At 51.5% G+C, this 14,243-nt stretch carries 6 protein-coding genes; all 6 read right to left on the bottom strand.

The features are described 5' to 3' along the window. Positions 1–63 precede the first annotated feature (63 nt). Positions 64–2,379 (bottom strand): S9 family peptidase, encoded by a 2,316-nt coding sequence (locus J3P34_RS19785; protein WP_210490373.1) that lies wholly within the window; start codon positions 2,377–2,379, stop codon positions 64–66. 107 nt (positions 2,380–2,486) lie between these two features. Further along, on the bottom strand, positions 2,487–4,151 hold the full coding sequence (locus J3P34_RS19780) for a M1 family metallopeptidase (RefSeq protein WP_210490372.1): 1,665 nt from the start codon (positions 4,149–4,151) through the stop codon (positions 2,487–2,489). Positions 4,152–4,285: 134 nt separating this feature from the next. Beyond that, a complete protein-coding gene (locus J3P34_RS19775) occupies positions 4,286–6,256 on the bottom strand; it encodes a glycoside hydrolase family 127 protein (protein ID WP_210490371.1) in 1,971 nt (656 codons plus the stop codon). 566 nt (positions 6,257–6,822) lie between these two features. Beyond that, positions 6,823–8,415 (bottom strand): RagB/SusD family nutrient uptake outer membrane protein, encoded by a 1,593-nt coding sequence (locus tag J3P34_RS19770; RefSeq protein ID WP_210490370.1) that lies wholly within the window; start codon positions 8,413–8,415, stop codon positions 6,823–6,825. Positions 8,416–8,431: 16 nt separating this feature from the next. Continuing rightward, entirely contained in the window at positions 8,432–11,431 is a 3,000-nt protein-coding gene (locus J3P34_RS19765) for a SusC/RagA family TonB-linked outer membrane protein (RefSeq protein WP_210490368.1), read from the bottom strand. 972 nt (positions 11,432–12,403) lie between these two features. Then, positions 12,404–14,089, bottom strand: a complete 1,686-nt coding sequence (locus J3P34_RS19760; RefSeq protein ID WP_210490367.1) for a cytochrome-c peroxidase — start codon at positions 14,087–14,089, stop codon at positions 12,404–12,406. Positions 14,090–14,243: the final 154 nt, after the last annotated feature.

Raw genomic sequence — 14,243 nt, 5'->3', positions numbered from 1 at the left:
CCAATGGCTTATGCCACCTGGCAAATTATGTTTTAGGGCTGTTTTTGGGGTTTCGGGCGCAAATCAGCTTTTGGCCTTTTCCTGGTCTTTGGCTTCCCAGGCGGGCGGGTCTATGCCTAGTAAATGCTTCACGAAGAAGTCGCGGCGTTTGTGCTCGCCGTATTCTCCACCGGAGGAGTGGCCCATGCCAGGTACCATCAGGAAATCGAAATTCTTGTTGGCTTTGATGAGCGCGTCAACCAGTTGCAGCGTGGAGGCTGGGTCTACGTTGTCATCCAGTTCTCCTAAGATCAGCATCAGTTTGCCCTGCAGTTTATGGGCGTTGACCACGTTAGAGGAAGCAGCGTATTCCGGCCCGATGGGGAATCCCATCCACTGTTCGTTCCACCACATCTTGTCCATGCGGTTGTCATGGCACCCTGCCGAGGAAACCGCCACTTTGTAGAACTCCGGGTGAAACAACAGGGCCCCGGCCGAACTCTGCCCACCGGCGGAAGTCCCGAAAATGCCCACCCGTGTCAAGTCCAAAGACGGATATTTCTGGGCAGCGGCCTTCATCCAGGCAATGCGGTCCGGGAAACCAGCGTCTTTGATATTCTTCCAGGCGACATCCTGAAAAGTTTTGGACCGGTTAGAGGTTCCCATGCCGTCTATCTGCACCACCACAAACCCTAACTCTGCCAATTCCTGCATGTGTCGGGAGCCGGAATTGAACGTCTTGGGCACAAAAGCACTGTGCGGACCGGCATAGATGTATTCAATGACGGGGTAGGTTTTGGCAGGATCGAAATTGGTAGGCCGCACCACAATGCCCCAGATATCCGTCTGTCCGTCGCGGCCCTTGGCGGTAAATACTTCTGGGGCTTTCCATCCAAATTTAGGAAGTTCAGAGGCATCGGCTTTCTCCAGTTCCATCACCAATTTACCGTCGGTCGCGCTTCTGAGCACCGTCACAGGAGCCACATCTACCCGGGAGTAATTGTCCACGAAGTACCTGAAGTCAGAGGAGAAGGTGCCGGCGTGGTGGGCGTCTTTCTTCGTGAGCACCGTGAGGCCGGAGCCGTCGAAGTTCACCCGGTAGTACTGCACCAGGTACGGGTCCTGCCCCGCCTCCCGACCGCTCCCTTCAAACAAAATGCTGCGGTCTTTCTCGTCTACGTGGATTACCCTCCTGACTACCCAATCGCCTTTGGTGATCTGGTTTTTGACGTTGCCGGTAGCGCCGTCATAGAGGTAAAGGTGGTTCCAGCCATCGCGTTCAGAGGCCCAGATGATTTCTTTCCCATCGGCTACATCGTGCCGGAATTTCTTGCCGCTATAGTCAATGAAGGTCTTGCTTTCTTCTTTGATCAGGTCCCGCACCTTGCCGGTGAGGGCATCCACTTCCACCACCTTGTAGGCCTGGTGCCCGCGCTGGTTGTACTCCACCGTGAAAGCCCGTCCATCTTTCCGCCAGCTGGGGTTAGAAAGATCATATTGCGTGCCCACTCCGAAGAGGGCCGGGTCCACCCGTACCTGCCGTTTCTCCTCTACCAGGAAAAGCTGCGGAGCTCTTTGCGGCAGCGCATCGCCGGGTTTGAGGTAATTGCGGGTATGTACTTTAGGCTGTAACTGATCTAACGGGGAGGATTCAATCAGGTACAGGAGGTGTTCTTTGTTGGGCCGAACCCGGTTGGTGGCCAGTTTCTTTGAATCCGGGGACCACTCCAAAAAGGACGAATAGTACTCCCCCGCCGAGCCGTCAAAACTGAGCTGGTGTTCAATTTTCTTATCCTTGGCAGACCGGATGTAAACGTTGTGGTTCTTGATAAACGCCTCCCACTGTTTGTCCGGGGAAAGTACCGGCTTATTGCCCTGGTCACTCCAGCGGTCGCCCCAATAGCGGTTGTTCTGTTCCTCGGCTTTGCCCAGGTTCTGCAGTTTGTAAGAGCCCAGGGCAGTGCGCCACTTCGTTCCGCCGGCGATAAATTCCAGGGCTTTGCCGTCCTCTACAAACATGATCTCGGTGAAGGGTAGGTTGTAGGGCTCCACCGTTTTACCTAAAGCCGACGACAATTCTTTGGCTAGTTTCTGCTGATCGAAAGCTGGTTTTTTTGAGCGTTTCTGGGCATTGACCAGCATGAATTCTTTCCCTTTAGGCGTCTGCCGCACATACCAGAAAGTGTCCTTCCCCTTTACCCAACTGAAACGCGAGGGTGCGTAGAACACCTTCGTATTCATGGCCACCTTCAGCTTCTCCGCGCGTTCGTAATCTGATTTGGTTCCCTGCGCCTGCACAGCGCCAGCGCCCAGTAACACGAGGGCACAAACCAAAACCTGTTTCAGCGCAGCGGAATACCCACTAGGTGAAGCTGTAGAAAGGCGGGGGAAGAGATGCATAGTGGATTGTTTGATGGATATGTATTGCAATATTACTCTGATATAAACAATTTCTGTTCAGTATTTTAGCACGTCCTGATACCATATTAGCAGACCTGCTGTATAGCCTAGATGCTCTTTTTAACCGCAGCTTCCACATAGAAATTAGGATCAAGGGTAAGCTCCGTGCCGGGTTTTACGCCGCTAAGTTCCTTCCAGGTGGTCACCGGCTCCAGCCATTTCTCCTTTCCGTTCAGGTACACTTTCACAGGCAGGTTGAACCCATCCACAGTGTTGCTCCAGCGGTACTTGAAGGTATTGCCGGCGAGTTGGTATTCCAGCTTAGGAATCCGGATGTCGCGGAGGTACTGGTTGAAGAAAGTCGTAAGGTCACGGCCCACTTGCTTGCTCAGGTAGTTCTCAATCTGCTGCGTGGTCACGGTCTGGTGGTAGAATTCTTTGTTGAGTCCCCGCAGGATGTCGCGCCACTTTTCGTCGTTGTTGACTACCTGCCGAAGCGTGTGCAACATGTTGCCGCCCTTGGGGTACATGTCGCCGGAGCCTTTGTGGTTCACGTTGTACTCGCCAATGATGGGCTGCTTGTTCCCGATGCCGGCCCGGGTCCCGATCACGTACTCGCTGCCGGCCTTCTTGCCGTAATGATACTCCACGAACAGGTTCTCAGAGTAGTTGGTGAAACTCTCGTGGATCCACATGTCGGCGATGTCTTTGTAGGTGATGTTGTTGGCGAACCACTCGTGCCCCGATTCATGGATGATGATGAAATCGAACTTCATGCCCCAGCCAGTGGAACCGCTGGGATCTTTGCCCCGGTAGCCGTTCTTGTACCCATTTCCGTATGTCACGGCGCTCTGGTGCTCCATGCCGGTGTAGGGCACTTCAATCAGTTTGAAACCGTCTTCATAGAACGGGTACGGCCCAAACCAATGCTCAAACGCCTTGAGCATGCGAGGTGCGTCTTTGAACTGCACCTTTGCTTTCTCCAGGTTCTCTTTCAAGACGTAGTAGTCCAGGTCCAGCAGGCCTTTCTCACCCTTGTATTTCTCTGAGAAATGCACGTAGTCACCGATGCTCAGGTTCACGCCGTAGTTGTTGATGGGGTTGGTCACAAACCAGTGGAAGGTCTTGGTGCCGTCATTATTCTGACTCACGCCCCGGAGCTTGCCGTTGGAGACATCCATTAGGTTCTCGGGCACGGTGACGCTGATCTGCATGCTGTCGGGTTCGTCGTACATGTGGTCTTTGCAGGGCCACCACAAACTGGCGCCATCGCCTTGATTAGAATTGGCCACGAAGGGTTGGCCGTTAGCGTCTTTTTTCCAGGTGATGCCGCCGCTCCAGGGTGGGTTCTTGCTCACCACGGGTTTGCCGCCGTAATACACTTCCACGGTGTTCACCGCGCCCTTCGTCTGTTTCTGATCTAACTCCACAAACCAAGCATTGCCGTCGCGAGTGAAGGTGAGTTCTTTTCCATTCTGCGTTACTTTCTCCATCTGCATGGGCGGCTGTAAATCCACCTGCAGGCGCTGATTGGGCGTGAGGACTTTGTAGGTAATGGCATTCATCCCCTTAATGGTACTATCGGCGGGGTTCACCTTCACGTTGAGGTGAAAATACGCCAGATCCCACCAGGCCCGCTCCGGGGTGATACTCCCCCGCAGGGTATCCTGACGGGTAAATGTTTTGGTCTGGGCCTGCGCGGTGGTGCCCCACAGCAACAGAAAAATGACCGACAAAAAACAGGTTCTCACGCTAAGTGACTTAAAATTCATACGAAAACTGATCAGGTGTTTCTGGCCCGATTTTCAGAAAACAGGACCTAAACGGGTAAAGTAAAATCAGAAGTACTCGCTGGGTCAGACCTGCCGAAAAGCATTCATCTAAGCTAGCGTGCCTCTACCTTTTATCACTGGGTATAATTCAGCATGATGCCGTTGATCTTGGTGGGCAGCCAGACCTGCATGGGGCTTTTGCCGCGGTTGGCCCAGGAATAGTACGGGATGGCGGTAATGGTTTTCCGTTGGGTAACGGTAGACAGACCATCGGCACTCACGGAGATTACCGGCACTTCGGCCTTTAAAGCTACTACCCCGTTTAGGAGCTGTTGGTTGAAAGTAGCCTCAAAACGGGTATCCTCGGGCACCACCATGTTCCAGGCTTCCTTGCCGTTGTCCACGCCTTCCACGCAGTACACCAGCGGGCCTCGTTGCAGAGCGATTCTGTTCTGGTTGTAGGTCAGGCTGTCTTTGGCCACTACCTTTTTCACCTCCATGGGGAAGTCCAGCTCCAGGCGGTCTCCTTTTTTCCACTTCCGGTCGATGACAGCGTAACCTCTTTCCATTTTGTAGGGCACGGCTTTCCCGTTCAGTTTCAACGTGAATTTCGAAGGGGTCTTGTCAGAGAAGCGGTACAGATCACCAGGCACGGGCTCACCTTGGACCCAACCTGGAATGCGCAGGTGCAGCGTGGCGGTGGTCGCCTTCGCCGGATTCACGGTCAGATCCACTTTGCCCTCCCAGGGGTAATTCGTTTTCATCTCCAGCGGCAGGTTCCCGTTGGGGGTATTGAGGTTGGTCTGGCTCCCGATGTACAGGTTCACCCAAACTCCGTTCCCGGACTGCGCATAGACGTAATTGCCCAATGAGGCGATCAGGCGGGAAATATTGGCGGGGCAGCAGGCCGTCCCGAACCACTCGCTGCGTTGGTGGTTTCCGCGTGAGGCCAGCGGGTTTCCGTAGAAGAACCGGTCGCCGCTCAAGGACAAACCGTCCAGGGCCCCATTATACAAGCTACGTTCCAGCACGTCTACGTACTTGCTATCGCCGGTCATGGAGCTCATGCGTTGGTTCCAGAACACCATACCCACCGAGGCGCAGGTCTCGCAGTATGCGTGCTCGTTAGGCAGGTCATAGTCTTTGGAGAAACCTTCGTTACGGCCCGAGGAACCGATGCCGCCGGTGATATACATGTTTCGGTAGACCACGTCTTCCCACACGTTTTTCATGGCGCCCATGTACGCTTCATCGCCTTTCAGGGCAGCCACATCCGCCGCACCGGTGTACATGTACATGGCGCGCACGGCGTGCCCCGTGATCTCCTTCTGCAGCTTCACCGGCACCACATCCTGGGCGTAGGCAGTGTCTTTCCAATCGGTCCAGGTGTAGCCTTTGGCCAGTTTGCGGCCGCGTTCCTCCAGAAGCCAATCAGCTAAGTCCAGGTACTTTTTGTTTTTGGTGGTTTTGTACAGCTTCACCAGCGCCAACTCCAGTTCCTGGTGCCCGGTTACCCAGTGCTGCTTGCCCGGCCCGAAAAGCGAGGCGAAATGGTCGGCGAATTTGGTGGCCACGTCCAGCAATTTGCGTTTGCCGGTAGCGTCATAATAGGCCACCGCGGCTTCTATGAGATGCCCGCCGTTGTAGTCCTCGTGCATGCTCATGTCGGTCCAGCGCTTCTCGGGGAACTGGAGCGTGTAGTAGGTGTTCAGGTATCCGTCGGGTTGCTGGGCCTTGGCGATGAGGTCAATCCACTGATCGGCTTTCTTCTCCAGCTCCGGAGAGGGTTTGTTTTTGATGGAATAGGCAATCGCCTCCAGGGCCTTGTAGACGTCGGAGTCATCGTAGAAAATGCCTTTGAACTCGCCTTTTTTCAGGCCAGCCATGATCTCGAAATTCTGAATGCGGGGCGTTTTCACCTCGGTTTGCTCAATACAGACCGGAATGGTGACGGTGGCCACCTGGTCAATGCGGGGTTTCCAGAAGGCATCGTTGATGGTGACTTTGGAGAAGTTAACCGGCGCGATGTTCCTGATGCCGCCCTGCGCGAACGCCCCCGTTTGAACCAGGCAAAGAGCCAGCAGACTAAGTAGGTTTTTCTTCATTTTAGGGGTCTTTTACAAAAAACAAAGCGTAAACACCTGATGCAAAAAGGCCAGGGGAAACTGTATCCTGATCCTTGAATGAAATATCATTTGACAGAAGCCCTTCCTGAGGCCGCGTTTTCCTTTACCATCCGCACGCCATAAACCGGACCGGCACTGTTCTTCGGCTTGGCCTGGAGGGTCACCGTTACCTGCCGTTCATAAAGTTGCGGTCTTACTTGATGATACTGAAATCACCGGGGTATTCTCTAGTGCAAAAATGGACCAACCGTCAGCTAGTATAACTGATTCCTGGTGCGTGGGTCAGAGCACTTTCTTATATCCGAAGGATAGTTTTGGGCCTTGTTTCAGAAAAACGCACCTAAAACGGTTCTCCCCTGAAATCTTCCTCTAATGCAATAAACATGATAAACCTTGAAAGAAACTTCAGCATGTTAGCCAATGGTAATACTATGTTAACAGCCGCTTAACAAACGGGAGGAGAGGAAAAGAAAACTGCCCACCCTCACCCCTTGTTTCCAGGAGGTTTGAATGAGCAGATCCTCAACAAACAAACCAATTACGCTTTAATATCCAGGGTTTTGTGCCAGTTTAGGGTTCTTATTTATCTCATCTGCCGGGATGGGGAACAGGGCTTTGGCATCACTGCTTGGGCTATGGTTAAACCAGGCTTTGCGGCCAAATACTCCGAAACGGATCAGGTCTTGTCTGCGGTGTGCCTCCGCGGCAAATTCCCATCCCAATTCGTCCAGCATTCTTCCATATTGGATATCGGCACCGCCGCTGCCGGGACCAGCCTGCACGTTTCCGTTCACATCCTGCAAACCGTAATTATAGGAACTGCCTTTCTTCAGGTCATCACCGGTCACGGTGGCTTTTGCGGGGTTGGTGTTTTTGAAGGCCCGCTGGCGCACCTGGGTCACCAGTACGGCTGCTTCATCGGCCCGGCCCAAACGAAGCAGGCTTTCGGCTTTCATCATGAGCACGTCGGCGTAGCGCAACATGGGAAAATCATTGTCCAGCGAGCCGGTGGCCCCTTCCTTGATTTTATACTTCCCAATGCGGTAGCCTTCGTTTGATTCAGTGGCGGCCATGCTAGGCATCAGTTTCACATAATCAATCACCACTTCACCAGTGGTGGCGTTCTTCTGCGGCCCCATGATCCAGGTGTCTTTCAGGCGGCCATCCTGAGGGTCATAAGTATCAATAAACTGCGGAACGGCGGCATTTCCTCCCCAAGGCCCGGCCTGCATTTTGTACACGAAGCGGCTGGCCGGATCTAAGGTTTTCATATGCACGATATTGCCCGTACCATAGATTTGGTCATAGGGAATAGCAAAAATAATCTCCTTGGAATTTTGATTTGTGTAGGTGAAGACATCTGAATAGTTAGTGTCCAAGGAGTATTTCTGGCTATTGATAATCTCATCGCATTGCTGTATACATTTTTCCCACTGCGGAGTACCTGTATATACCCCGGCGTTCAGGTAAATTTTTGCCAACAATGCCTGCACCCCCCATTTGTTCAACTGCCCGTATGTGGACTGGGGATCATCGCTCAGGGTAGGCATTACTTCCTGGAGTTCTTTTACTACGAAGTCAAACACCTGCTGGCGCGTTTTCTGGTCAGGCAGCTGCGTGTCTTTGTAGTTAGTCACAATAGGCACATTGCCATGATTGTCAAGCAGCAGATAGTACGCAAATGCCCTTGCCGCCCTCAGTTCTGCCACTAAAGCCTCTTTTCCTGTTTCTATGGCTATTTCACCATCCTCAATTTGGGCCAGCACCCGGTTGGCAAAGTTAATGCTCCGGAAGGCACTACCCCAGGTATTCTGGGGTTGCCATTGCAGCGGCGTCCAGGTGTGGGTGTGCATACGCAGATACGTGCCCCCATCGTACCAACCGTTGGGCCGGGCCGGGGTGGCAATGGCATCTGCGCTTTCCTCCTGCAAATCAAAATACCCTTGCCAGCCCATCATCAATCCCCTAAACGAAGCGTAAACAGGTGCAATAATGCTTGGAATGTCCTTTTCGGTTGGTTTAAAACTATCGGCAAGAACCTGTGAATAAACATCTTCATCCAGGTTGGTACAGGAACTGATAGCACCTACGGCACCTATGGTAGTTGCCAGAGAATAGGCAATAAATTTCTTTTTCATGATCTTACTTTAAAACCTAGAAGGATACATTAATACCAGCCGTGAACGTACGCGTAGTTGGGTATTTATCGCGCTCATCATTACCTGGAGCGAACCCTGAATAACTCACCCCTTCCGGATCCAAGCCTTTGTAGCCAGTTATGGTAATCAGGTTCAGGCCAGACACATAAACCCTTGCATTTCTCACGATCTTGATCAGGTCTTTGGGCAAGGTGTACCCAAAAGTGACGTTATCAATTTTCACGTAGTCTCCCTTTTCAATGTAGTGGCTAACATACACCAGGTCGTTATTAAGCCGTTTTCCATAAACCGGGTCATAAGCGGTTTTCAGCATGTTGTAATCATCATTCTTAGGGTTCTCATAAAACATGCGTTGGAAGTTGAGGATGTCATGCCCAAAAGCGCCTCTGATGTTTACCTGCAGGTCGAAGTTCTTGAACCGGGCTGAGTTGTTCCAACCCAACACATGTTTTGGAATGGCGTTGCCGTAGTATTGGCGGTCTTCCTGGGTGGCGTCATTAATAGGAATCGCCTCACCTGTTCTGCTTTCTACTAGCCATCCGCCGTTGGCATCCACTCCAACTGTTTTCCAGACATAGAAGCGTCCGATGGGTTCACCAACTGCAACCCGGTGGGTAAAGTCTTGAATGGGTTCTCCAGTATACCCAGCATCAAAGTAATCTAGTGTGTTCTCAAACTGGTCATTGGTTAGGGAAACCAACTTGGTTTTATTTGTAGAATAAGTCACATTGGAGTTCCAGGTAAAATTCTTGGTTTCAATGGGCACAAAATTCACCAAAGCCTCAAACCCTTGGCTGCGCAGGGTACCAGCGTTGATGGTCATAAACTCATACAAATAAGGAGGCACAGGAACCCGGAAATCGTAAAGCAGGTCTTCAATGTCACGTCTGAAGAAATCCAAAGAACCACTGATGCGATTTTTTAGAAAACCAAAGTCAAGTCCCACATTGTACTCCCCTTTCTTTTCCCAACGCAGGTCTGGGTTGAAGTTTCTTACAGGAACAAAGCCCCGCACCCATTTACCTCCGATGAAGGCTCCATTGGCTTCATCAAAATTGTAGCTAATCTGTGAAATATAGGGAGCGTTGGCAATGGTACCTGTTACTCCGTATCCTGCTCTAACTTTAAGGTCTGTGACAAATCCCATGGATTTCATGAAGCTCTCCTGGCTGATTCTCCAGCCTACCGATACGGCCGGGAAGGTACCCCACTTGGAGTTGGCCCCAAATTTAGAAGAGCCTTCGCGCCTAACGCTGGCCATGAAGAGGTATTTATCGTTCCAATCATAGGTGACCCGCCCAAAGAAACCGATCAGTTTCCAATTGTCTTTGTAGCTACCCATGTTGGCATCACCAGCCTGTAGTGCTTGCCCTACGCCCAGGTTGTTCCAACCGTAGGCATCAGTAGGGAAATTCCAAGTATCAGCGTTGAACCCTTCGTTGGTTTCATCTTGCCAGCTATACCCTCCTAATACACTGAAGCTATGGGCACCGAACGTTTTGGCGTAGTTAGAAGTGAGTTCCAATAAGTTGCTTCTGTTAGCGCCGGTGCTTCTTCCCGCGTTGCTGAACCGTTGATCCAACTGCGTATCTGAGTGGTTGAACGTGGAGGCGTACCCGTACAGGGAACTTCCCTGAATGTGTGAACCTAAGATTTTGAAATGTAAGTCTTTGATTGGGGAATAGTCTAAGCTTCCGTTCATTCTCATCTCCCGGGTGGTATACTCCTGGTTGAACTCCTCTATCCTGGCCACGGGATTGAGGTAGAAGTAAGCATCGCGTTCTTGCCACGCTCCAGTTTCGGTCCGGACGCGGTCTGTTGGGTTCCGGATAATTGCCTGCCGGTAGGCATATCCATCACCGCCGCCTTGCACTGAAGAACTTACGGTATTGATCAATTGAATATTTGCTTTCAGTTTTTCATCAAACATGGCGTGGTTTACATCTGCTCTGGCAATGAAGCGCTCCTGCCCAGTCCTTCTTATGAGCCCTTCCCAGTTTTTATAGTTGAGGGAGCCTGTAAAATTAGTGGCTGAATTTCCGCCGAAGAAAGTGAGGTTATGGTTATGGCTTACAGGCGTCTGAGTAATCTCATCCAGCCAGTCTGTGTCTCCACCAAAGTCCTCATAGCCAATACCCTCTTCCCTGATCAACCGGCGATAATCTTCGGCAGTCAACAGTTCAGGTCTTCTGGCAATGGTCTGCACGCTGGTATAAGCGTTGTATTCTACCGTGCTGCGGTCGCTCTGATTTTTGCGGGTGGTGATCAGGATTACCCCTCCGGTGGCTCGCGTTCCGTAGATCGCGGCGGCAGATCCGTCCTTCAACACGTCTACTGATTCAATATCCTCAGGAGCCACGGTATTCAGATCCCCGGGAACGCCATCTATAATCACTAAGGGGTTGGAGCTTCCCTGGATAGAACTCATGCCCCGCAGGTTGATTTGGGTGGTGGCATTGGGGTCTCCGCTGGGGGTGGTTACCCGCAGACCGGCTACTTTCCCTTGCACCAACTGGGCTGCATCACGCACGGCACCCTGCACGAAGTCCTCACGGTCTACCCCGGCCACGGCGCTGGTTACATCCCCTTTTTTCTGGGTACCATAACCAATTACCACTACTTCTTCCAACACCTGGCGGTCAGCCTTTAAGCGGACATTCAATTGGGACTGGTTAGACACCAACACTTCCTGAGGAGTATACCCTATGTAGCTGAAAATCAAGACTGCGTTACCAGGAACCGAGATCTGGTATTTGCCATTGACATCGGTCATGGCCCCCGCGGTACCGCCTTTAAGAGAGACAGAAACCCCCACCAATGGAGAACCATCCTCAGCGGAGGTCACTGTTCCAGACACGGATCTGTCTTGCCTGGAGACCACCCGATGGTCTCTAACCCCAGCATAGGCACTTTCCTGCGGCAAACAGGGAAGGAGGGCGTACAATACCACAGTACCCGACAGGGCGAGTACCCTATTCGTAAATTTCCATTTCATAAAGTCAATTGTTTAATTACAAATTGAAAAAACTCACCTACCCTCCAGAAATGGAGGTGCCATCTACCAGAACCAGGAGGCGCTGGGTTGCCATCTGAGAAATTGACAGATAGAAGCTGTAAAACGAGCAGCCTAAGCTGGATTTAGCTACACCCGCCAGCAGTGCGGGTATCAAAGAGAATGGAAATGCTGCTGAACACCTCCAACTCTCAGGAAAAGCGTGGAAAAGCCTGTTGCCTTAAACTTTATGGACACAGGCAGGAGCACAAGAAGAGGGAACACCTGATTTTATCAAACCTCTTTTGTGGAATTTCTTATTGGCAAGTCCTTTTTAGTGAACTTTATAGAGAGCCAGGGGCAATTTCAAGGGAAGTCAGGAGGCAAACGATTCTTCCTCCATGAATAATCCAATTATCCATAGAAATAACAGGTTCAAATAACAATTACATGTTATTTGAATCATCATATAACTAGCCCTTACTGGGGCGGGTTAATGCGAATACAATTCACCGTTTAATTTCAGCCCTGTGCGCCCTTTCTCATGTCAATTAAGAAAATGGTTATAGTTCTTCAGATAATAAGACAAGGTTTTCTGCATTCACCATCGCTTCTGCGTTTATGATGTATAACAATTGTTGTTCTACCTAATCTGATATTTTGAGTGCGGCACCTGTACAAATCTACTATATACTCTAATGCAACTCCTCTTCTGGATTATCTAATACAGATACTATATTAACAATAGGTTAACACCCCACACAGAAAGAGGACAACAGAGGACTAATACTGAGGCAGGCTTTTAAAGGCAGGAAATAATACTTACCACCACTAACCAGGGGGGGTTAAATAGATGGGCATACAGGAGCGGCCAAGCCCAAGAGGCCCGGCAGACCCGTTTAGGGGCCATTTTTCCCGGAACGGCACCAAACCTAAAGGCTTAGGTACTTTAATAGGCAGGTGATACTTTATTGACTACAACTGCGGGCGGTCTGTTAGGGAATGAAGAAATGCCACAATCGCTTTCTGCTCCTGGGGGCTTAAATGGAGTTGATCACTGGGCAGGGTCTGGTTCTCCAGCGAAAGGCCCAGCCCCACTCCCCCACCCTGGTTGTAAAAGTCGATCACTTCCTCCAGGGTTCTGTAGGCGCCGTTGTGCATGTAGGGAGCGGTTTTGGCAATGTTCCGGATGGTAGGCGTCTTAAAGGCAAATTTCAGCTCGTCTATCTTATTATGGACGAATCTTCCTTCATCAGGGTCCAGGATGGGCTTTTTGGCTTTGGGGGATTGGGGTACGCCTAACACCTCGCCTTCGGTATTGGCGAAGGCCGGACCGACTGTGCCGTTGAAGACGGGCATGAAATGGCAGGTACCGCATTTGGCCTTGCCCATGAAGAGGTTAAACCCAGCAATCTCCTGGCTGTTCAATTGGCCTTCCTCGCCCCGCACGTACAAATCAAAGCGGGAGTTGAAAGGAGACAGTGACCTGACGTAGGCGGCCAAAGCCATCATCACGTGCCTGGGAAGGATTTCTTTCTCCAGGGTAGGAAATGCTTTCTTAAACGTCTGTAAATAAGCAGGCTGGCTATTGAGCCTGGTGGCGGCTTCTTCCACCGAGGCATGCATCTCGTCTTTGTTAGCGATGACATCCAGCGCCTGGTTTTCCAGGGTGGGTGAACGCATGTCATAAAACTGCGCGTGCTGGTACCCTGCATATAATAGCGTGGGTGCGTTGCGGCCCACAAACTGGCCTTTTTGCAAGGCATTGCTCCTGGGCAGGCCATCGGTAAAGGCCAGGTCAGGCTGGTGGCAACTGCTGCAGGTAGTGCTGCCCGAGGAAAGGATGGGGTTGTAGAACAGGTCTTTTCCTAAAGCTACTTTCTGAGGCGTGGGCCGGGCCTCCAGGTTGCCTACAAAGTAATTCAAGTTGAGGGCTTCGGGGTCAAACAAGGTAGCGGCCATGGGGTTCAGTGCCAATGCCGGCGGCACAAACGGGATGCCCAGCTCCTTCTGCCAGGCCACCATGCCGCGGGTAATAGGGTTGACGTACTGCCTAATGAACTTCATGCGGTCAAAGGCATCAAAGTCTTGGCTTTGGGCGGTAAAGGTAATGGTCTGCTGTAGCAGCGTTTGTAAACGGGGATTCTCCCCGAAAAAGGAAAGCACTTCCTGTACCGCTGCCAAGGCCACCGCCGTCTCTTTTACGCCTGTTTTTGCCAAAGGAGTGTCAAAACCGGTAATGCCCAGGATCATGGTCCGGAACACCTCCTGCTTGGCGGCATCCAGGATATGGCCCTCGGTGAACACGGTCTCATCCAGAATCACGCGGGTTCTTCTAAGGGTAGATAGAAAGGCTTTGATCTCCCGCACCAGCGCTGCCCGGTCCGTCGCCTGCGGTTCTGGGTACATGTATTCTTCAATAACCTGCAAGCCCGAGGGCGGAAATACCCGCGTCTCTTCAATCTCTATCTCGGGCAGCGGCGCCCCATTCAATTCCTTGCTGGCGGTAGGAGCATAATACTCCGTGAACCATTCTATTTTCTTATAGGCCCGCCGGGTTTGCAGGAAAGCTTTTTGCAGGGTTGGCCCGTCCCCTTTTTCGGCACTCGGGAGCAACTGCCCTTCGGTGATCTGCTGCAGAGAATCAAACTGAGCCTGCAAATGCGCCTTTGTTCTGGCGGGTATTTCAGGCTTCTTTTCCGGAAAACAGCCGCAAAACAGAAAAGCTATAAGTAAGAAAAGCGAAAGGTTTAGGTTTAGTCTCATGGGGCTTGAACAGGTGAAAGACAAAAGCCTTACCGAAAATCGGAAGGCT

Origin of the sequence: Rufibacter aurantiacus, assembly GCF_017916345.1 — a bacterium.
GTDB classification, from domain to species: domain Bacteria; phylum Bacteroidota; class Bacteroidia; order Cytophagales; family Hymenobacteraceae; genus Nibribacter; species Nibribacter roseolus.
This window is presented reverse-complemented; position numbering and strand designations above follow the sequence as displayed.

Coding starts and splice junctions, on each gene's coding strand:
- J3P34_RS19785 (WP_210490373.1), bottom strand. CDS start 2,379: ATGCATCTCTTCCCCCGCCTTTCTACAGCTTCACCTAGTGGGTATTCC.
- J3P34_RS19775 (WP_210490371.1), bottom strand. CDS start 6,256: ATGAAGAAAAACCTACTTAGTCTGCTGGCTCTTTGCCTGGTTCAAACG.
- J3P34_RS19780 (WP_210490372.1), bottom strand. CDS start 4,151: ATGAATTTTAAGTCACTTAGCGTGAGAACCTGTTTTTTGTCGGTCATT.
- J3P34_RS19765 (WP_210490368.1), bottom strand. CDS start 11,431: ATGAAATGGAAATTTACGAATAGGGTACTCGCCCTGTCGGGTACTGTG.
- J3P34_RS19770 (WP_210490370.1), bottom strand. CDS start 8,415: ATGAAAAAGAAATTTATTGCCTATTCTCTGGCAACTACCATAGGTGCC.